General features: G+C 68.7%; 17 protein-coding genes. 10 read left to right on the forward strand and 7 right to left on the reverse strand.

The features are described 5' to 3' along the window. Positions 1 to 189 precede the first annotated feature (189 nt). Complete coding sequence (mdoH, locus tag BGO20_RS16490) at positions 190 to 2046, reverse strand: glucans biosynthesis glucosyltransferase MdoH (protein ID WP_291660096.1); 1857 nt, start codon at positions 2044 to 2046, stop codon at positions 190 to 192. Between the two features lie 42 nt (positions 2047 to 2088). Between mdoH and BGO20_RS16495 the strand changes: the two genes are divergently transcribed. From BGO20_RS16495 to BGO20_RS16510, 4 genes are read left to right on the forward strand one after another with little or no spacing between them, the layout of a single operon-like run. Then, on the forward strand, positions 2089 to 3096 hold the full coding sequence (locus BGO20_RS16495) for a zinc-dependent alcohol dehydrogenase (RefSeq protein ID WP_291660094.1): 1008 nt from the start codon (positions 2089 to 2091) through the stop codon (positions 3094 to 3096). A 44-nt stretch (positions 3097 to 3140) separates the two neighbouring features. After that, positions 3141 to 3542, forward strand: coding sequence for a 6-pyruvoyl trahydropterin synthase family protein (locus tag BGO20_RS16500; RefSeq protein WP_291660092.1), 402 nt, complete (start codon positions 3141 to 3143; stop codon positions 3540 to 3542). Continuing rightward, a complete protein-coding gene (locus BGO20_RS16505) occupies positions 3539 to 4603 on the forward strand; it encodes a glycosyltransferase family 4 protein (protein ID WP_291660091.1) in 1065 nt (354 codons plus the stop codon). Before BGO20_RS16500 ends, BGO20_RS16505 begins: the two co-directional genes overlap by 4 nt. Continuing rightward, a complete protein-coding gene (locus BGO20_RS16510) occupies positions 4603 to 5442 on the forward strand; it encodes an SAM-dependent methyltransferase (protein ID WP_291660090.1) in 840 nt (279 codons plus the stop codon). Before BGO20_RS16505 ends, BGO20_RS16510 begins: the two co-directional genes overlap by 1 nt. Positions 5443 to 5449: 7 nt before the next feature. Here the strand turns inward: BGO20_RS16510 and BGO20_RS16515 are convergent, their stop codons facing one another. Beyond that, positions 5450 to 5995, reverse strand: coding sequence for a cytochrome b (locus BGO20_RS16515; RefSeq protein WP_291660089.1), 546 nt, complete (start codon positions 5993 to 5995; stop codon positions 5450 to 5452). A gap of 275 nt (positions 5996 to 6270) precedes the next feature. On the opposite strand from BGO20_RS16515, the gene ribA reads away from it, so the two are divergent. Next, entirely contained in the window at positions 6271 to 7398 is a 1128-nt protein-coding gene (gene ribA, locus BGO20_RS16520; protein WP_291660087.1) for a GTP cyclohydrolase II RibA, read from the forward strand. Between the two features lie 11 nt (positions 7399 to 7409). On the opposite strand, the gene BGO20_RS16525 is transcribed toward ribA, so the two are convergent. The 4 genes from BGO20_RS16525 to BGO20_RS16540 all read right to left on the reverse strand — a co-directional run bounded on the left by BGO20_RS16525 (position 7410) and on the right by BGO20_RS16540 (position 11269). Next, positions 7410 to 8270 (reverse strand): TIGR01459 family HAD-type hydrolase, encoded by an 861-nt coding sequence (locus BGO20_RS16525; RefSeq protein WP_291660085.1) that lies wholly within the window; start codon positions 8268 to 8270, stop codon positions 7410 to 7412. After that, complete coding sequence (locus tag BGO20_RS16530; RefSeq protein ID WP_291660084.1) at positions 8267 to 9211, reverse strand: sugar kinase; 945 nt, start codon at positions 9209 to 9211, stop codon at positions 8267 to 8269. Before BGO20_RS16530 ends, BGO20_RS16525 begins: the two co-directional genes overlap by 4 nt. A 139-nt stretch (positions 9212 to 9350) precedes the next feature. Then, on the reverse strand, positions 9351 to 10595 hold the full coding sequence (locus BGO20_RS16535) for a coiled-coil domain-containing protein (RefSeq protein WP_291660082.1): 1245 nt from the start codon (positions 10593 to 10595) through the stop codon (positions 9351 to 9353). Positions 10596 to 10681: 86 nt separating this feature from the next. Beyond that, positions 10682 to 11269, reverse strand: a complete 588-nt coding sequence (locus tag BGO20_RS16540) for a DUF1134 domain-containing protein (protein ID WP_291660080.1) — start codon at positions 11267 to 11269, stop codon at positions 10682 to 10684. A 297-nt stretch (positions 11270 to 11566) separates the two neighbouring features. On the opposite strand from BGO20_RS16540, the gene BGO20_RS16545 reads away from it, so the two are divergent. Next, the gene (locus BGO20_RS16545; RefSeq protein ID WP_291660078.1) at positions 11567 to 12124 is read left to right on the forward strand and encodes a YHS domain-containing (seleno)protein; all 558 of its coding nucleotides are present in this window, start codon (positions 11567 to 11569) and stop codon (positions 12122 to 12124) included. Here BGO20_RS16545 and BGO20_RS16550 read toward each other — a convergent pair whose 3' ends face one another. Beyond that, positions 12125 to 12949 (reverse strand): 3'(2'),5'-bisphosphate nucleotidase CysQ family protein, encoded by an 825-nt coding sequence (locus BGO20_RS16550; RefSeq protein WP_291660077.1) that lies wholly within the window; start codon positions 12947 to 12949, stop codon positions 12125 to 12127. A gap of 128 nt (positions 12950 to 13077) precedes the next feature. Here BGO20_RS16550 and chpT point away from each other — a divergent pair, with 128 nt between their 5' ends. The 4 genes from chpT (at position 13078) to BGO20_RS16570 (ending at position 17309) form a co-directional block, all read left to right on the forward strand. After that, the gene (gene chpT / locus BGO20_RS16555; RefSeq protein WP_291660075.1) at positions 13078 to 13719 is read left to right on the forward strand and encodes a histidine phosphotransferase ChpT; all 642 of its coding nucleotides are present in this window, start codon (positions 13078 to 13080) and stop codon (positions 13717 to 13719) included. A gap of 94 nt (positions 13720 to 13813) precedes the next feature. Next, a complete protein-coding gene (locus BGO20_RS16560) occupies positions 13814 to 16420 on the forward strand; it encodes a chemotaxis protein CheW (RefSeq protein ID WP_291660073.1) in 2607 nt (868 codons plus the stop codon). Then, positions 16417 to 16914 (forward strand): chemotaxis protein CheW, encoded by a 498-nt coding sequence (locus BGO20_RS16565; protein ID WP_291660071.1) that lies wholly within the window; start codon positions 16417 to 16419, stop codon positions 16912 to 16914. The genes BGO20_RS16560 and BGO20_RS16565 overlap by 4 nt, the downstream gene beginning before the upstream one ends. Positions 16915 to 16943: 29 nt before the next feature. Continuing rightward, entirely contained in the window at positions 16944 to 17309 is a 366-nt protein-coding gene (locus BGO20_RS16570) for a response regulator (RefSeq protein ID WP_038359309.1), read from the forward strand. Positions 17310 to 17323: the final 14 nt, after the last annotated feature.

Here is a 17323-nt window from a genome sequence, read left to right on the forward strand (position 1 = left end):
CAGCAGAACCGAGATCGGTTCGCCGGAAGGGAATCTGAGCAGGACGACGGCCCCGAGCACTTCCATGATTCGGTTGAACGCGGAAGCGACCGAGGTCGACACGACCGGCACAGGCTAGCGCGCCGCGCCGGCCGCGTCATGATCCAACGCGATACGACGGCGATGCGTTCCGGGCGCCGGCGAAGCTCGTCAGCGCTCGCCCGCAGCTGGCATCGCTGCCTGCGCATCTCCGGCACCGATGGCCACGAGCACCGGCGGGACTGCGAAATCCTCGGGAATGCCGCAAAGCCGGTGGCGAGCCAGCCAATCGCCGGCGGAAGGCAGCGCCGTCAGCACAGCAAAGGGGATGGCCAGGACGTAGCCGGCAGTCAGCGGGAGCGCCCAGGCGAGGATCGTCGGCGAAAGCCAGGCCAGCGACCCGAACAGATAGGCGCCGAACAGAAGCTGCGGCCACAACCCTGCAAAGGCGGTCGCCAGCGACAGCGCATGCGCGTCGCGCGCTTGTCCGTTCCACGCGATCCGCGCCTGTCCGAACACGAGCCCGATCATGAAGCGCGTGGTGCGGAAGCTGGAAACGGTGGTCTGCAGGAAGCCGAATGCGAGCTCGATTCCGACCGAGGCGAGAAACCGCCCCGGGCCACCGTAGCGGGCGGTTCCCTCCCGACTCAGCAGCACGTCGACGAAGCCGGCAAGCTTCGGCGCCAGATACATGGCGAGGAAGACGAGATAGAGCCCGGCCGCGAAGGCCACCGGATAGTCCGGGACGGCCCCGTCTGCCAGGACCTTGAGCGGCAGGAGGGCGACCAGCAGCGTCCAGGCCGGCAGGCCGAGGAACATCAGAACCGCCCAGACGAGCTGGAAGCGGCTCATCGGCTTCAGCCCCGGCAGGGAGAGCAGCTTGAGGTATTGCAGGTTGCCGAGGCACCAGCGCAGGTCCCGCTGGGCGTAATCGAGCATGGTCGGCGGGTTCTCCTCCCAGCTCCCGCCTTCGACTGGAAGCACGCGCACCTCGTACCCGGCCCGGCGCATCAGCACCGCCTCGACCTGGTCGTGGCTGAGCACTGCCCCTCCGAGCGGTGCCCCTCCGGGCAGGACGGGCAGATGGCAGTGGTCGCGGAACGGCGCGATCCTGACCAGGGCATTGTGCCCCCAGAACGGCCCGCAATCCCCACCCCACCAGGCCGCGCCCATCGTGTAGGGCCGCATGCCGTGACGCATGCCGAACTGGAAGATGCGGGCGAAGGCCGAGCGGCTCGGCATCCCCACCACCAACGACTGCAGGATACCGAGCTTCGGGTAAGCCTGCATCATCCGGGCGAGCGTGACCACGGTCTCCCCCGCCATCACGCTGTCCGCATCGAGCGGCAGCATCAGCTCGTAGCGCTCGCCCCAGTGCTCGCAGAAATCGCGGATGTTGCCCGCCTTGAAACCGGTGTTGCTGGCACGCCGGCGATAGGTCAGCCGTGCCGGTTCGCCGATCTCGGCGGCCCAGGCCTCGGCCAGCGCTGCCTCGGCTTCCGCCACGGCTCGGTCGCTGGTGTCCGACAGCACGAAATAGTCGAACCAGACGCCCTCGCCCGTCGCATCGATGCTGTCCTTGACCGCCCTGATCCTGCGGAATGCCCGGGCCGGATCCTCGTTGCGCAAGGTCATCAGCACCGCCGTGCGCAGCATCAGCGGGTCGGATCTTGCCGCTGCGGCCGCAAAGGGCGCAACCTCCGCCAGACCGTCGCGTCGGGCGTGCAGCAACCAAAGGCCCGCGACTGCGTTCCAGAAGCCGAGCACGGCCCAGGGCGCGGCAACGAGGAAGGCGACGAGAATTGCGGCATCGGTCACACTCCAGCCTCCTATGCCGAGCAGACGGGCGAGCGCGGCGGCGAGCGCGGCCAGCGTGGCGAGGTTCAGCGCGAGCATCGCGAGCCTGCGGCGACGCAGGGTGGCCGAGGACTGCAACCCCGCGGGCGTCAGGCCGAGCGGCTCGACATCTTGCACCGCCCGCTGGAACGTGGTCGGAGCGGGGCGCTGGTTCGTGACGGTGTCGGTCATGATCGGCGGCAACTGGGCTCGGACGAACGGGATCGGATCGCAATGGCGCGGGAGCTAAGAACCTCCACCGCGGCGGAGGCAAGGGCCGAAGCCCTGGCTCTTTGGTATGCGTCCGCCCGTGAATGCCGGCTGAATGCGGTCGCGCTGCCTCCGCTGGGGCCCGACGACTGTCTCGTCGCCACGCTCTGGAGCGGCGTCAGCCGCGGCACCGAGAGGCTGATCTTCGAGGGGCGCGTGCCGGCCTCCGAATGGGACAGCATGCGCGCCCCGTTTCAGGAAGGAGCCTTTCCGTTCCCCGTCAAATACGGCTATTGCGCCGTGGGCAGGGTCGAATCCGGCCCGGACGACCTGCTCGGCCGCCATGTCTTCTGCCTCCATCCGCACCAGGAGCGCTTCGTCGTGCCGCGCTCGCGGCTGACGCCGGTGCCGGATGATGTCCCGCCGCGCCGCGCCATTCTCGCCGCGAATATGGAAACGGCCCTCAATGCCCACTGGGACGCCGGGTCCGGCCCCGCTGACAGGATCGTGATCGTGGGCGGAGGTGTTCTCGGCCTTTTGACGGCCTGGCTCGCGGCGCGCTTGCCCGGCGCGGAGGTCACGCTCGTGGATGTCGAGCCCGGCCGCCGGGTCCAGGCCGAGGCGCTCGGGCTGCGTTTCACCCTCCCCGATTCCGCGCCGCAGGACGCCGATCTGGTCTTTCACGCGAGCGCCAGCGCGGAGGGTCTCGCCACCGCAATCGGCTGCGCCGGGCAGGAGGCCCGGATCGTGGAGATGAGCTGGTACGGCGAGGGCACGGTGGCCGTCCCGCTGGGCTGCGCCTTCCACGCGCGTCGCCTCCAGCTGGTCTCGTCGCAGGTCGGAACCGTGTCTGCGACGCGCCGTGCGCGCTGGAACCACGCGCGCCGCGCGCGCGCAGCCATGGCCCTGCTCGCCGATGATCGGCTGGACGCGCTGATTACGCTCGAGATTCCGTTCGGCGACGCGCCCGCCGCGCTTCCCGCCGTGCTGGCTCCCGGCTGGCCCGGTCTGACCGCCGTGCTTCGCTATTGACGCTGCCGCGAAACGATCGACACGCCTCGCCCACAGGAGCCTCCATGTTTTCCGTCGAAGTCCGCGATCGCATCATGATCGGCCATTCCCTGCCCGATCCGTTCTTCGGGCCCGCCCAGAACATGCACGGCGCGACCTTCGTGGTCGATGTCGCCTTCTTCCGCGAGACGCTGAACCGGCAGAACGTCGTGGTCGATATCGGCGCGGCGCTGGACGTGCTCGCCAGGACCCTGAAACCGCTGAAATACCAGAACCTCGATGCCCTGCCGCAATTCGCAGGCGTGCTCACCACCACGGAATTCCTCTGCAAGCATATTTTCGATGCCATGGCCGCCGCGGCGAAGTCGGGTACGCTCGGCGCCGATGGCGCGGGCCTCGCCCGCATCCGCGTCACGCTTCACGAAACCGACCTTGCGCGCGCCAGTTTCGAGGGCGCGCTCGCGTGAGCGGAATCGTCTTTGCCATCCCCGGCGACATCGACGCGCCCACCGGCGGCTATGGCTATGACCGGCGGCTGCTGCGCGAATGGCGCGAGATGGCTGTCGAATCCCGCCACCTCGCTTTGCCCGATTCGTTTCCGTTCCCGACCGCAGCTGACCTGGAAAGGACGGAGCGGCTCTTGGACCAAGCAGGCCCGGACGAGGTGCTGCTGGTCGACGGCCTCGCCTTTGGCGCCTTCCCCGAGCCCCTGGCCGCGCGGTTCGCCGATCGCCTGGTAGCGCTCGTCCATCACCCGCTGGCGCTCGAGACGGGGTTGGAACCGGCGGCTGCGGCAGCCTTGCGCCGGAGCGAGACATTCGCGTTGCGCCACGCCCGCGCCGTCGCGGTCACCAGCCCCGCCACGCGAACCGCCTTGATCACCGACTACGCCGTCCCCGGCGAAAGGATCGCGGTCGCGATCCCAGGCACCGATCCGGCGCCGCGCGCCTCCGGAACAGCCGTTGCCTCGGCGCCGCGGCTGCTCGCCGTCGGCTCGATCATTCCGCGCAAGGGCTATGACATCCTCGTCGAGGCGCTGGCGGCCGTAGCCGACCGGGCCTGGACGCTGGTGCTCGCCGGCTCGCCCGCCTACGCCCCCCGCACGGTCGAGGATCTGCACCGCCGGATCGACCGCCACCGGCTTGCGGACCGCATCTTGCTTGCCGGAGCCGTACCCCCGGCGCGGCTGGCGGAATATTATGACAGGGCGGATATCTTCATCATGCCCTCGCTCTACGAAGGCTATGGCATGGTCCTGACCGAGGCGCTCGCCCGCGGCCTGCCCATCATCTGCAGCCGCAGCGGTGCCGGCGCCGAGGCCCTACCCGACGACGCGGCGCTGAAAGTGCCGCCCGGCGACGTTGCGGCACTTGCCAAGGCCCTCGCAAGGCTGATTGATGCGCCGGCTGAACGCCGCCGGCGGAGCGATGCCTCCTGGGCGGCGGCAGCGAATTTGACGCGCTGGCGAGACACGGCACGGATCGTGGCCGGCGCATGCCTCGGCCTCGGCGGCCGGAAGGTGGGGTGATGGCTGGGTTCTCTGCAGAATGGCTTGCCTTGCGCGAGCCGGCTGATCATGCGGCGCGCAATCCGCAGGTGCTCGCGGCGGTCGGTGCGTCCTTCGCCGCGCGGCCATCCCTTTCGGTGCTCGACCTCGGCAGCGGTGCCGGCTCCAATCTGAGAGGCAGCTACGCCGCCCTCCCCGACAGGCAGCACTGGACGCTGGTCGATCATGACGAGGCGCTGCTCGCGCTGGCGCGCGAGCGCCTGCTGGCCTGGGCAGACGACGGCCGCGAGCAGGGCGAGGAGCTCGTGCTCGACAAGGGAGGCAAGAGCATCACCGTCGACACGCGCCGGGTCGATTTGACCCGGGATCTCGAATGGGTGCTTGGCTGGCAGCCCGACCTCGTGACCGCGGCGGCTTTCTTCGACCTGACCTCGAAGGCCTGGATCGAGCGTTTCGTCGCCGCGCTCGCCGCACAGAAGCTGCCGCTCTACGCCGTGCTGACCTATGACGGGCGCGAGACATGGACTCCCGCGCATCGCGCCGACGCCCGCATGCTGGCCGCGTTCAAGCATCATCAACATCAGGACAAGGGCTTTGGTCCGGCAGCGGGGCCGGAAGCTTGCGACATCCTGGCGGAGGCCTTCCGGAAATCCGGCCTCGCCGTTTCGACGGGCGACAGCGCCTGGCGTCTCGACGGTGAACGCGCGGCGCTCCGCGATGCTCTCGCGCATGGCATCGCCGCTGCCGTGAGCGAGACGGGCCAGCAGGACGCGGACGCGATCGCCGGCTGGCTCGAGGCCCGCTGCAGCGCCACATCCGCCCTGATCGGGCACCAGGACCTCTGGGCGCGGCCGGTCTGAGCTGCGACTAGCCGCTGCCAGGCCACATCCGACGCAGCACACCGTCGCGGAGGATGACGCGATGGTGCAGCACGGCCAGGATATGCAGGCCGGCGATCGCTCCCAGCAGCAGCGCCAGCGCGCCGTGGATGCCGAGCACGCGCTCGGCTGTTCCTTGATCCGGAGCCGCCAGCGCCGGCAGATCGAACAGGTTGAAGACGGTCCGCGCCGGAAACAGCGAAACGCCGAGCCAGCCGAGCAGCGGCACGACCAGAAGGAGCCCGTAGAGCAGCCAGTGGACGAGATGCGAGGCTGCCTTCTGCCACCAGGTCAGAGTCGGCTCGTCGGGCGGGGCGCCATGGGCGAAGCGGTAGATCAGCCGCCCTGCCATCAGCCACAGCAGCAGGAAGCCGATGAGCTTGTGGGCGCTGTAGAGCGCGTCGGTGGTCGCGTCGAAGATGTTCAGGGTCTTGCCACGATAGGTCATGGCGAGACCGAGCGGCAGCATCGCGAAGACCGCGAGCACCGTCACCCAGTGGAACGCCCGGGCGACGCGGCTATAGACCGGAAGCACCAGATTCTCTTTGCTCGTTCGGCTGTCCATCGAGCCCCCGCCCCCAGCTTGTCGCCGGCATTCATCTCACATTCAACGCGCGCGATCCATGCAGGCGCGGTTCATGCGCTGGATATCCTGTGGCAGAATGACCTGCCGCTCATGACAGGGTTTTGATCGCGGAACCGCTATTGCCGCAAGACGTTGGTGGAATGGCCGGCCACGAGACCCTATATCGTTTCCGGCTGATCTCCGACGCCTCCCGGTCCCAGTGACCTGACCTGACGGGTTTTTCGATGCCTGAGTCGTCTATGCTTTTCGGCCGCCCCGGCGAGGCCCTCAGGGTCGAGGTGGAGCGGGCCATTTCCGAGTTTCGTGCCGGGCGCCCGGTCCTGCTGCGCGACCGTGGCGAGTTGGGCCTGGTCCTTTCGGCCGAGCTGGCCGATGGCGAGCTCGTCCAACGCCTCGACAGGTTGGCGGGCGGCAGCGGGCATCTCGTCCTGACCCCGGCGCGGCTGCGGCGCCTCGGTGCCAAGGGTCGCTCGGAGCCGGGCGTTTTTGCCTTGCCGGCGCTCGATCTCGATCGTGTCGCCTGCCTGGCCTTCAGGCTCGACAGCCGCATGGACGCCCCCATCGCCCCGGCTTCGGCGCTGGACAGCGCCGCGCTGGAACTGGCGCGGCTGTCTCTCGTCCTGCCTGCCGCGCTTGTCGTGCCGGTCAGCGCGGAGGCGGTGGCGGGGGAAACCCTGGTCGCAGCCGAGATCGCGGCAGTGAACGCCTACCGTGCCGAGCAGGCCGCGTCTCTCACGATCGTCGGCCGGGCGCCCGTGCCTCTGGAGGGCGCACCGGAAACCGAGTTTGTGGTGTTTCGCGGCGGCGAAGGCCTGCGCGACCAGGTCGCGATCATCGTCGGCAAGCCGGATCTGGCCGCGCCGGTGCCTGTGCGGCTCCATTCAGCCTGTCTCACCGGCGATCTCTTCGGCTCGCTGAAATGCGATTGCGGCGATCAGTTGCGCGAAACCGTGCAATGGATGGCGGAGAACGAGGGCGGAATCCTGCTCTATCTGGATCAGGAAGGCCGGGGCAACGGCATCTCCAACAAGATGCGCGCCTACAAGCTGCAGAGCCAGGGCTGGGACACCTACGAGGCCGACGAGGTCCTCGGCTTCGATCTCGATCAGCGTCACTTCGACTTCGCCGCAACCATGTTGAAGCAGCTCGGCGTGTCGCGCGTCATCGCGCTGACCAACAACCCACAGAAGATCGGCGCGATCGCGGCGGCGGGCCTGGAGGTCGCGGCCAGCCAGCGCGTGCTCGGCCGGCCGAACGCCCACAATGTCCGCTATCTCGCATCGAAGCGGGACCGTGCCGGCCACCTCATCGACATGGATGCGCTGATGGCGCGTGCTGCGCCCAAGGACTGAACCGGCTCGCTTCAGCCCAGCGCGGCCATCGCGGCGACCGGGCGGACCGTCAGTCCGTCAAGCACCTTGGCGAGCCCGGCAGGGTCGACTTCGCCGCCGCGCATCGTCTCGTCGCGATGGATGCCGCCGGCGATGAACAGGCTGTCGAAGCCCATCAGCCGCGCCCCCGCCAGGTCGGTGCGGACGGCGTCACCGATCACCAGAACCCTGTCCGCCTCGATCGGCCGTCCGCCGCGCACCTGCGTGGCGGCGGCGAGCGCCAGATCATAGGCCGGGCGATAGGGCTTTCCGGCCCAGGCGACACGGCCACCGAGCTCCTCGTAGATGACGGCGAGCGACCCGGCACAGGGCAGCAGATCTTCCCCGACATGCACGACGAGGTCGGGATTGCCGCAAACGAAGGGCAGGCCGCGCTCGGCGAAGCGGCGCAGCAGCGGCCGGTACTGCTCCGGCGTCTCGCTGCGGTAGTCGTTGAGTTCGGTTGCCACCACCAGATCGGCGCGGGCCTCGTCGACAAGTTCGACGCCGAGGCCCTCGAACACCGCCCGGTCGCTCTGCCAACCGATATGATAGGCCAGCTTGTGATGGCTCTCCGCGATCAGCGCGCGCGTCACGTCGCCCGAGGTGACCAGCCTGTCCCAGGCCGCACGCGGCACCTTCTTGGCATCGAGCAGCTTGGCCACCTGCTCCGAAGGACCGGGCGCGTTCGACAGCAGGATCACCGCCCCACCGCGCTCGCGGAAAGCGGTCAGGGCGGCGCAGGCCGGTTCGAGCGCCCATAGCCCGTCATGTACGACACCCCAGACATCGCTGATCAGCACGTCATAGCGGGCGAGCAGCGCACCGGCCTGCTGCAGGACAGGAACAGTCATCGCGCGTCACCGGCCTCGGCGGCGATCCGCGCCTCGACCTCGGCGCGCCGCGGCACCGGCGCCACGGCGCCGTACCCTTGGGTCGAGAGGGCAGCCGCGACATTGGCGTAGGTCCCTGCCGCAAAGGCATCGCCTGTGCGCAGGTACTCGGCCAGGAAAGCGCCGTCATAGCAGTCGCCCGCACCGGTCGCATCGATGGCATCGACCTTGATCGGGCGGAAGCGCTCGCGCCGGACCGGCGTTGCGACCAGGGAGCCTTCGTGCCCGAGGGTCAGAGCCACGACGCGCGCTCCGAGCGAGAGATAGAAGTCGGCGATCGCATCCGGCTCGTTGAGGCCGGTGAGCTGGGTGGCGTCGTCGAGGCCGGGCAGGACGATATCGGCCATGGCGCAGGCGGCGTGGATGATGGCGCGGGCTCGCGCCAGCGGCCAGAGCTTGAGCCGCAGATTGGTATCGTAGGCGGTCAGCACGCCGGCCTTGCGCGCCGCTTCGAAGGCGGCGAACACGGCATCGCAGGCGCTGGCCGAGATCGCCTGGCTGATGCCGGAAGCCTGGACGATCCGCGCCGCGCCGATCAGCCCGAGCGGCAGGTCGCGAGGTCCGTAAAGGCTCGCGGCCGAGCCGGCCCGCAGATAGGAGAAGACATGGCCTGAAGGTCCGTGGTCGACGAAATACAGCCCCGTCGGCGCGGTCGGATGCGTCGCGACATGCATGTCGTTCACGCCTTCCCGCTTCCACAGCGCCCGCACCGAGTGCCCGGCCATATCGTCGCCCAGAGCACCGATATAACCGACCGACATCCCCTGTCGCGCCGCGGCCACCGCACAGTTGGAGGTGTCACCGCCCTGACCGAACTGGAAAGCGCCGGTTTCGGCGCGGGTCGCGTTGAACTCGCCAAGCGGCTCGCCGAGGCACAAGAGATCGATCTGACTGTCGGTCACGGGATTTCAAACCATTGAAACGGCGCGCGGCGCGGGCTGGTCTTCCTAGAGCATTTTCAAGCGAGGTGGCTACCGCCCACCGGAAGAAAATCGGGCCGCTCAGGCCATCGCACCGAGACCTTTCACCGAGCGTGTGGCCTCACTCGGCCGCTTCCGGCTCTGAGGAGTGGCTCATCAGCCGGTCCGCCAGGCGGATGATCTCCTGCCTCAGCGCCATGTTGCCGCCCTGCGTTGCGGCTTCTCGGCGCAGGGTGGCGAGTTCCTGCTTGGCCGCGATACTGTCGTCGCGCGCCTGGGCGAGCGCAGCTTCCAGCGTCCGCAACGCGGCCTGAAGCTCCTCGATCCGTCCCTCGCGTCCCTGTTCTGCTTCCTTCAAGGCCGCGACCTCCTGCTCGTGCTGACGCCGCAGATCCGCCAGCGCCTGCTGTGCCTCTTCCAGCCAGCCTTCGAGGGCGTCGACCCGCTCCGCTGCCTGGCCATGCCCGGCACGTTCCTGCTCCAGCAACAGCGCATGCTGCTGCATCTCGACCGCCGCCGCGCTGCTCTGGGCGTTGGCCGCGGCCAATCCGGCCTCGGCCTGCGCGATGCGGGCCGAGAGAGCGTCGGCGCGCTGGCGCTCGCCCGCGCGCTCGGCGGTCATCGCCGCAAGCGCGGCGTCGCTGTGCGCCAAGCGCTCCTCCATTGCCACCAGCCTGCCGGCAAGTTCGTCGCGCTTGCCCTGGAGGATCAGGATCTGCGTGCGATCTTCGACCTGCGCGACCCTGATCTTCTCATGCTCGCCCCTGAGCCTGGTCAATTCTCCCTCACGCTCCGCCAGCAACGCCTCGACGCGCCCGACCGTCTCGCGCTCCCGCTCGAGTTCGCCGGATCGCGCCGCGAGATCGGCACCGGTCCCGGTCAACGCCTGCCGGGTCTCGGCGAGATTGTCTTCGAGCCGGGCGAGATCGGCGACGCGCTTCTCGAGCGCCACGCGCGTTTCCGCATGCCCGTTACGCTCGGCTTCAAGAGCAACGCGCACAGTGTCGAGCTCGCCTTGCGTCTCGCTCAGTTCGGCATCGAGCGTCGCGATGCGCTCGTCGCGTTCGCTTCGGTCGCGCCGAAGTTGTCCGATCTCCATGTCGCGCTGGCCGATATCCCGCATCGCCTCGGCCTTGGCCGCGAAGCCGCGTTCCGCCTCCTGCTCGACAGACCGCATCCGTACCGCGAGCTCGGCCCGAAGATGGTCGCGATCGGCAGCGATTTCGGCCAGCGAGAGCGGAAAGGCCGCCTCGGCCCGCTTGCGCGCCAGGCGGTCCGCCCGCCGCGACAGGGCGGGCACGGCAGCCAGCGCCAGCAGCGCAGCGCAGAGGAAGCCGAGCGCGAACAGCATGGCGGCTTCGATCAAGGCAGGCGGCTCCGCGTCGGGTCAATCCGGCCCGAACCTGCCACGCCCGCCCCGTCATGGCCAGAGGAGCGGGCGGGACGCCGGCGCTAGAACGGGTTCCAGGTCGCCTGAGGCGAGAATTTGAGATAGCCGAGATTGACGCCGAGCCTCCAGCCGACGCCGGAACGGATCGGCACCACGGTGATGCCTTCCGCGGTCAACGCCGTGAAGCCGAAGCCGCCGATGAAATAGGCCGAGCCGTCGACGCCGGCGAAGCGCTGATACATCGAATCGACCATCGGCAGGTTGTACACCAGCATCATGGTGCGGGCGCCTTCGCCGCCGAAATCAAAGCCGATCGAAGGTCCCTGCCAGAACACCCGACGGTCACCGGCATTGCGCGTGTACAGCGTGCCTTCGCCATAGCGCAGGCCGCCCACGAACGCGCCCGCCGCCTCCTGGCCGAGGATATAGCCGTTCGGCTCGCCCCAGCGGCGGACGGCTTCCTCGATCGCCAGCGCCAGGCCACGCGAGACATTGCCGAAGAATTTGTGGCCGGAGGTGACGAGCTCGTTCTGCGAGAATGAACGCTGCTCGCTGTAGTTCTGCGCGGCTGCGGGAACCGGGAGCCCGGCCAGGCTTGAGCCGGCCAGGGCGAGGCCGCCCGTGATGAGACTGCGGCGGGTCTGGATCATGAACATGGTCTCCGGACAGGGCGGCCGGCGGAGCCGGACGCCGGAGCGGTGAGTTGGTCCGTCCGATCAGCGCCCGGCGGTTGCTTGGCAACCTGCCTTCGGAAGGCGCGGCACGAGCCGGAAGGCGGGCCGATCCTGGGCTGTCCGCCGTTCGCTGCCGGGCGTCGAAAACGCGACATCCGGCGAACGCGAATCAATTCGCTAACCAATTTGATACGCTGCAATTCTATCCAAGCGGTGAAGATTTGCTGATGTCAGACAGGCCCGGGATCGGGGCGTGACGAGGATTTGCCCGCGATGAAGGCCGCAACATGGCAGCACCGGCTCCGGCATGCCCTCGCCTGCCTGGTGTTCTCGCTCGCAGCACAGACGGCGCTGGCCCGCACGGCGGATGCGCCTGCGCCGGCCGCCGTGGCTCTTCCCGAGCCGAGCCTTCCGGCCGGCCTGCCGCCGCTTCCCGCGCTCGGCGAGGCGATGCAGCGCGACCTCGTTTCCGGGCTGGCGCTCAACGGCCTCGACCCTGTCTCCTACCAGCTCCCCGGTGGGCCGCTTGCCGGGCGGGCCGAATACGAGCTGATTCATGACGGGATCGTCTGGCGGTTCGCGTCGGCCGCCAACCGCGCGGCCTTCCTGGACGCTCCCGCGACCTACGCGCCGGCTTTCGCCGGCTTCGATCCGATCGGCGTCGCAAACGGGGTCGCCGTCGACAGCAACCCCGAACGCTTCGCAGTCATCGGCTCGCGCCTCTTCCTGTTCCGCTCCGACGACAATCGCCGACGCTTCCTGCTGGATCGGTCCCTGCTGGACAAGGCGGAGACGCGCTGGAAGGCCGTGCTGCGCACGGTCGCGCGCTGACTATCCGCCGGCGATGGCGCGCCGCGCCAACCCCTCGCTCGAGGCGGCGACGAAGGGCGGATTGCGAAACTGCCGGTCGACCCGGCCGTAATGCGGCACCGCTCCATCAAGCGTAAGGACGATTCCTCCGGCGGCCGAGAGGATGGCATCCCCCGCCGCGGTGTCCCACTCCATCGTCTGCCCGCAGCGGACGTGGAGATCGGCCTCGCCGGAGGCGATCAGCCCGAACTTGACCGCCGAGGACATCGGCACGCCCTTGCCGCTGCAGAGCGAGGCGGTGATGCCGTCGCTGCGCCCGTCGCCGTGGAAGCGGCTGACCAGAACCACCGGCCCGCCTTCGGGAACGGCCCTGACATGGACACGCTTCTCGGGGCCGAGCAGCGTCCCGTCGGCCGAGAAATCCCGCGCATAGGCATGCTCGCCGCCGTACCAAAGCCGCCCCAGGGCGGGAGCAGCGATGGCGCCGGCGATCGGCCGGCCGTCCACGACGGCGGCGATCGCGACGCAATAGCTGTCGCCGCCGGCCAGAAACTCACGGGTGCCGTCGAGCGGATCGAGCAGGATGAAGACCGCATCCGGCCGGACCGTGTCGACCGTCTCTTCGCTGACGATCGGAAAGCCAGGCAGCAGCAATGCGAGCGCGTCCTTCGCCGCACGGTCGGCCGCGAGATCGGCCGTGCAGACGGGGGATCCGTCCTTCTTGAGCTTGACGTCGCAGGCAGCGCGCTTGGCGAGCAAGACGGCGGCGCTGGCGCTGGCTGCTTCCGCAAGTTTGCGTCCGAGCCCGTCGCGGTCGCGCAGGCGGGGATCGTCACGGCCGATCATGGCGGCCTCATCCTTCAAAATGTCGCCCGGAATATGGGGGTTAACCACATGAAAACCAAGATGGCAGCATATCTGGGAACAACGGCGCCACCCCTCCGGCGCAACGCACATCCCGGGAATTCACCTCCATGACCGCCATCTCGCTCGATCCGCTCGACCTGGCCGCACTTCTCTGCAGCCGCGTCTGCCATGACGTGATCAGCCCGGTCGGCGCGATTGTCAATGCCTTGGAAGTTCTGGAGGAAGATGATCCCTCGATGCGGGAATTCGCGCTCGAACTGATCAAGAAGAGCGCGCGCAATGCCTCCGCCCGGCTTCAATTCGCCCGTCTCGCCTTCGGCGCTGCCGGCTCGGCCGGCGCGATGATCGATCTCGGCGACGCCGGCAACGTCGCCAACGGCTTCCTTAACGACGAGAAGCTTTCGCTCGACTGGGAGGCCCCGCGCGCCTTGCTTCCGAAGAACCAGGTCAAGCTCCTGCTCAACCTGCTGCTGATCGCGACCCAGGCGGTGCCGCGCGGCGGCAAGCTGGTCTCGCGCGCCAGCGTCGACGGCGAGCAGGGCTCCTTCGAGATCACGGCGACCGGCTCCCATGCGCGGATTCCGGCCCATGTCGAGGAACTGATCGCCGGCGAATCCGAGGGCGGCGCCATCGACGCCCATGCCGTCCAGCTGGTCTATACCGGCATGGTCGCCCGCGCGGCCGGAATGGCGATCTCCCTGTCGATCGAGGGCGAAACCGTCTCGATCAAGGCCACCAAGGCCGCGTGAACGATTCCTCGCAGTCTGGGACCGGCTTCAACCGATCATAAACCCTTCTGCTGCTTTAGTTCCTGCAGTGCGTCGCGTTGAGTGATCTTCCTGCATGGACGAGCTGCTGCAAGAGTTCCTGACTGAGACCGGGGAGAATCTCGACACGGTCGATCGGGAACTCGTTCGCTTCGAGCAGAACCCCAACGACCGCGACATCCTGCGGAACATCTTCCGTCTGGTGCACACCGTCAAAGGGACCTGCGGCTTCATCGGGCTGCCGCGGCTCGAGGCGCTGACCCATGCGGCGGAATCGGTCATCGGCCAGTTCCGTGACGGCGCCACGGTCAAGCCCTCCGCCGTCACGGCGATCCTCGAGACGATCGACCGCATCAAGGACATTCTGGCCGAGCTCGCCGAGAAGGGGCAGGAGCCGGAAGGCAACGACGAGACGCTGATCGCGGAGCTGCAGGCGCTGGCGAGCCGCGCCAAGGGCGAGCTCGATCAGGCCAGGCCGGAGCAGACGGCGCCGGTCGACCCCGTCGCGGCCTATCTCGCGCGTCACGGCAAGCCGATGGATGGGGCCGGAGCCGAGGACATCGTCTTCCAGAGCGCGCCCGGCCCGCAGCGCGGGCCCGACGGCCGCATCGAGGCCAGGCAGCATCCGCTCGCCGAGGATCTCGCTCCGCAGCGCAGCGGCGGCCCGCCGACGCTGCGCGTCGCGGTCGACACCATCGAGCATCTGATGACCATGGTTTCGGAGCTGGTGCTGACGCGCAATCAATTGCTCGAGGTCTCGCGCCAGCAGGAGGATGCCGGGCTCAAGGCACCGCTGCAGCGCCTGTCGCTGATCACGGCAGAACTGCAGGACGGGGTGATGAAGACCCGGATGCAGCCGATCGGCAGCGCCTGGGCGAAGCTGCCCCGTATCGTGCGCGATCTGAGCAGCGAACTCGGCAAGCGCATCGAGCTGGTCACCGAGGGGGCCGAGACCGAACTCGACCGGCAGATCCTCGACCTGATCAAGGACCCGCTCATCCACATGGTGCGCAACTGCGCAGACCATGCCATCGAGCTGCCCGAGGAACGCCGGGCCGTCGGGAAGCCCCCGCACGGCACGATCCGCGTCACCGCCCGGCACGAAGGCGGCTCGGTCACGATCGCGGTCAGTGACGACGGCCGCGGGCTGGACACGACGCGGATCGCCCGCAAGGCCGTCGCTGGCGGCCTCGCGACGGAGGCCGAGATCGAGAAGATGAGCGAGGCGCAGATCGCCCGCTTCATCTTCCATCCCGGGTTCTCGACCGCCGAGAACGTCACCGCCGTGTCGGGCCGCGGCGTCGGCATGGACGTGGTCAAGTCGAACGTCGACTCCGTCGGCGGCGGGGTCGACATCGCCAGCCGGCCTGGCGCGGGCACGACCATCACCATCAAGATTCCGCTGACGCTTGCCATCATCGCCGCGCTGATCGTCGTCGCGGGCTCCGAGCGCTACGCGATCCCGCAGACGGCCGTGCGTGAGCTCGTCCGGGTCAAGGCCGGCAACGAGAGCCGGATCGAGGAGATCAACGGCGCTCCGGTGTTGCGCCTGCGTGGCAGGCTTCTGCCGGTCGTCGCGCTGGGCGAGCTGATGGGACATCCGAAGAAGGCCGTCCCGGAAGGCTTCATCGTCATCACGCAGATCGGCGAGCGGCAGTTCGGCATCCTCGTCGACGGCGTCTTCCATACCGAAGAGATCGTGGTGAAGCCGATGTCGAGCAAGCTCCGGCACATCCCGTTGTTCTCGGGCAATACCATCCTCGGCGACGGCGCGGTCGTGTTGATCGTCGATCCCAACGGCGTCGCTCGCCTGGTCGGGGGAAGCGGCTCCGAGACGGCGGACGAGGAAGCCGGAGCGCTGCCGGTCTCCGCCGGTAGCGGGGAGCGCACGACGATGCTGGTCTTCCGCACCGGCGCCGGCCGCATCCAGGCGCTGCCCCTGTCGCTGGTCACGCGGTTGGAGGAGGTCGATGCCGGGACGTTCCAGCACGGCGCCGGGCGCACGCTGCTGCATTATCGCGACCGCCTCGTCCCGGTCACCGCGCTCGGCGAGACCGAGATCCAGCGCGAAGGGGTGCAGCCGCTGGTCATCGTCTCCAATGGCGGACAGACCGCGGCGCTGGCGGTCGAGGCCATCATCGACATCGTCGACGAGCAGTTCGAGCTGGAGCTGGCGAGCTCCGGGGCGCGTGGCGTCATCGGCTCGGCGGTCATCCGAGGCCGCGCAACCGATATCGTCGACCTCGCCCACTATCTGCCACTGGGCGATCCCGGCTGGACCGGCGCAATCCGCGGACAGGCCGCCCCGGAGCATGTCTTGCTCGTCGAGCCTTCGGAATTCCTGCGCGAGATGCTGAGCCCGGTGCTGCGCGCCTCCGGCCGCCCCCTCCGCACCGCGGCGGATTGCGCGAGCGCGGCGGAAGTTGCTGCGGCGCCCGAGTTCGGCTTCGTGCTCGTCGACCTCGACCGCGACGTGGCCGCGGCGCTTGCCCTGCTTTCCGCGCTGCGCACCCGCCCGCGCGACACCGCCCTGCGGCTTCTCGGCCTCACGACCTGCGCCACGCCCGAATTGCTGAGGCAGGCTGCCGAATCCGGCGCCGATGCGATCCTCGCCAAGTTCGACCGGCGTGCCCTGCTCGGCGAACTGAATGCGCGCGGCACGGAAATGAGGGACGCCGCATGACCGGGCCAGCGGAGCACGACCATGATCCGGCGCCGCATTTCGCCGAGTCGCTCGACTATGTGACGGTCAGGATCGGCGAGCAGCTGCTCGGCCTCCCGATCGAGCGCGTGCGCGACGTCTTCATCGCCGATCGGATCACGGTCGTGCCCGGCGCCCCGGCCGACATCGTCGGCCTGCTCAACCTGCGCGGCCGGATCGTCACCGCGATCTGCCTGCGCAACCGGCTGGGCTGCGCGTTGACCGAAGCCTGCGCCAAGGGCTGCGCGGAGCTGACGGCAATCGGCCTCGACCATCGCGGCGAGGCCTACGGGCTGATCGTCGACGCTGTCGGGGAAGTCGTCCGGCTGGATCGTTCGACCCTGGAGCCGCTGCCGGTCAATCTCGACCCGACATGGGCGGCGCTGGCCGCCGGGGTCCATCGCCTTCCCGATTCGCTGCTCGTCGTCCTCGACCTCGACGCTGTCCTCGACCTTGATCTGCGCGCCGCGGCCTGACCGTCCGGCTGAGCTTCTGGAGACCGACCATGAAATACTGCCTCGTTGTCGACGACTCGGCCGTGATCCGGAAGGTGGCACGCCGCATCCTCGAAGGCCTGCAGTTCCGCATCGCGGAAGCGGAGGACGGCGCGCGTGCCATCGATGCCTGCAAGGGCGAGATGCCCGATGCGGTGCTGCTCGACTGGAACATGCCGATCATGGACGGCTATGAATTCCTGCGGACGCTGCGGCAGATGCCCGGCGGCAAGCGCCCCAAGGTCGTGTTCTGCACCACGGAAAACGACATCGCCCATATCGCACGCGCGATGCACGCCGGGGCCGACGAGTACATCATGAAGCCCTTCGACAAGGAAATCGTGGCTTCGAAGTTCCATCAGGTCGGACTGCTCTGAGCAACGCCGCTCGC

The organism is Allobosea sp. 67-29 (assembly GCF_001898115.1).
Classification (GTDB): Bacteria; Pseudomonadota; Alphaproteobacteria; order Rhizobiales; family Beijerinckiaceae; genus Allobosea.

Bases quoted from the DNA above. Each gene is read 5' to 3' on its own strand.
- BGO20_RS16545 (WP_291660078.1), top strand. From the start codon at position 11,567: ATGAAGGCCGCAACATGGCAGCACCGGCTCCGGCATGCCCTCGCCTGC.
- BGO20_RS16525 (WP_291660085.1), bottom strand. From the start codon at position 8,270: ATGACTGTTCCTGTCCTGCAGCAGGCCGGTGCGCTGCTCGCCCGCTAT.
- chpT (WP_291660075.1), top strand. From the start codon at position 13,078: ATGACCGCCATCTCGCTCGATCCGCTCGACCTGGCCGCACTTCTCTGC.
- BGO20_RS16570 (WP_038359309.1), top strand. From the start codon at position 16,944: ATGAAATACTGCCTCGTTGTCGACGACTCGGCCGTGATCCGGAAGGTG.
- BGO20_RS16495 (WP_291660094.1), top strand. From the start codon at position 2,089: ATGGCGCGGGAGCTAAGAACCTCCACCGCGGCGGAGGCAAGGGCCGAA.
- mdoH (WP_291660096.1), bottom strand. From the start codon at position 2,046: ATGACCGACACCGTCACGAACCAGCGCCCCGCTCCGACCACGTTCCAG.
- BGO20_RS16550 (WP_291660077.1), bottom strand. From the start codon at position 12,949: ATGATCGGCCGTGACGATCCCCGCCTGCGCGACCGCGACGGGCTCGGA.
- BGO20_RS16560 (WP_291660073.1), top strand. From the start codon at position 13,814: ATGGACGAGCTGCTGCAAGAGTTCCTGACTGAGACCGGGGAGAATCTC.
- BGO20_RS16565 (WP_291660071.1), top strand. From the start codon at position 16,417: ATGACCGGGCCAGCGGAGCACGACCATGATCCGGCGCCGCATTTCGCC.
- BGO20_RS16540 (WP_291660080.1), bottom strand. From the start codon at position 11,269: ATGATCCAGACCCGCCGCAGTCTCATCACGGGCGGCCTCGCCCTGGCC.
- ribA (WP_291660087.1), top strand. From the start codon at position 6,271: ATGCCTGAGTCGTCTATGCTTTTCGGCCGCCCCGGCGAGGCCCTCAGG.
- BGO20_RS16510 (WP_291660090.1), top strand. From the start codon at position 4,603: ATGGCTGGGTTCTCTGCAGAATGGCTTGCCTTGCGCGAGCCGGCTGAT.
- BGO20_RS16500 (WP_291660092.1), top strand. From the start codon at position 3,141: ATGTTTTCCGTCGAAGTCCGCGATCGCATCATGATCGGCCATTCCCTG.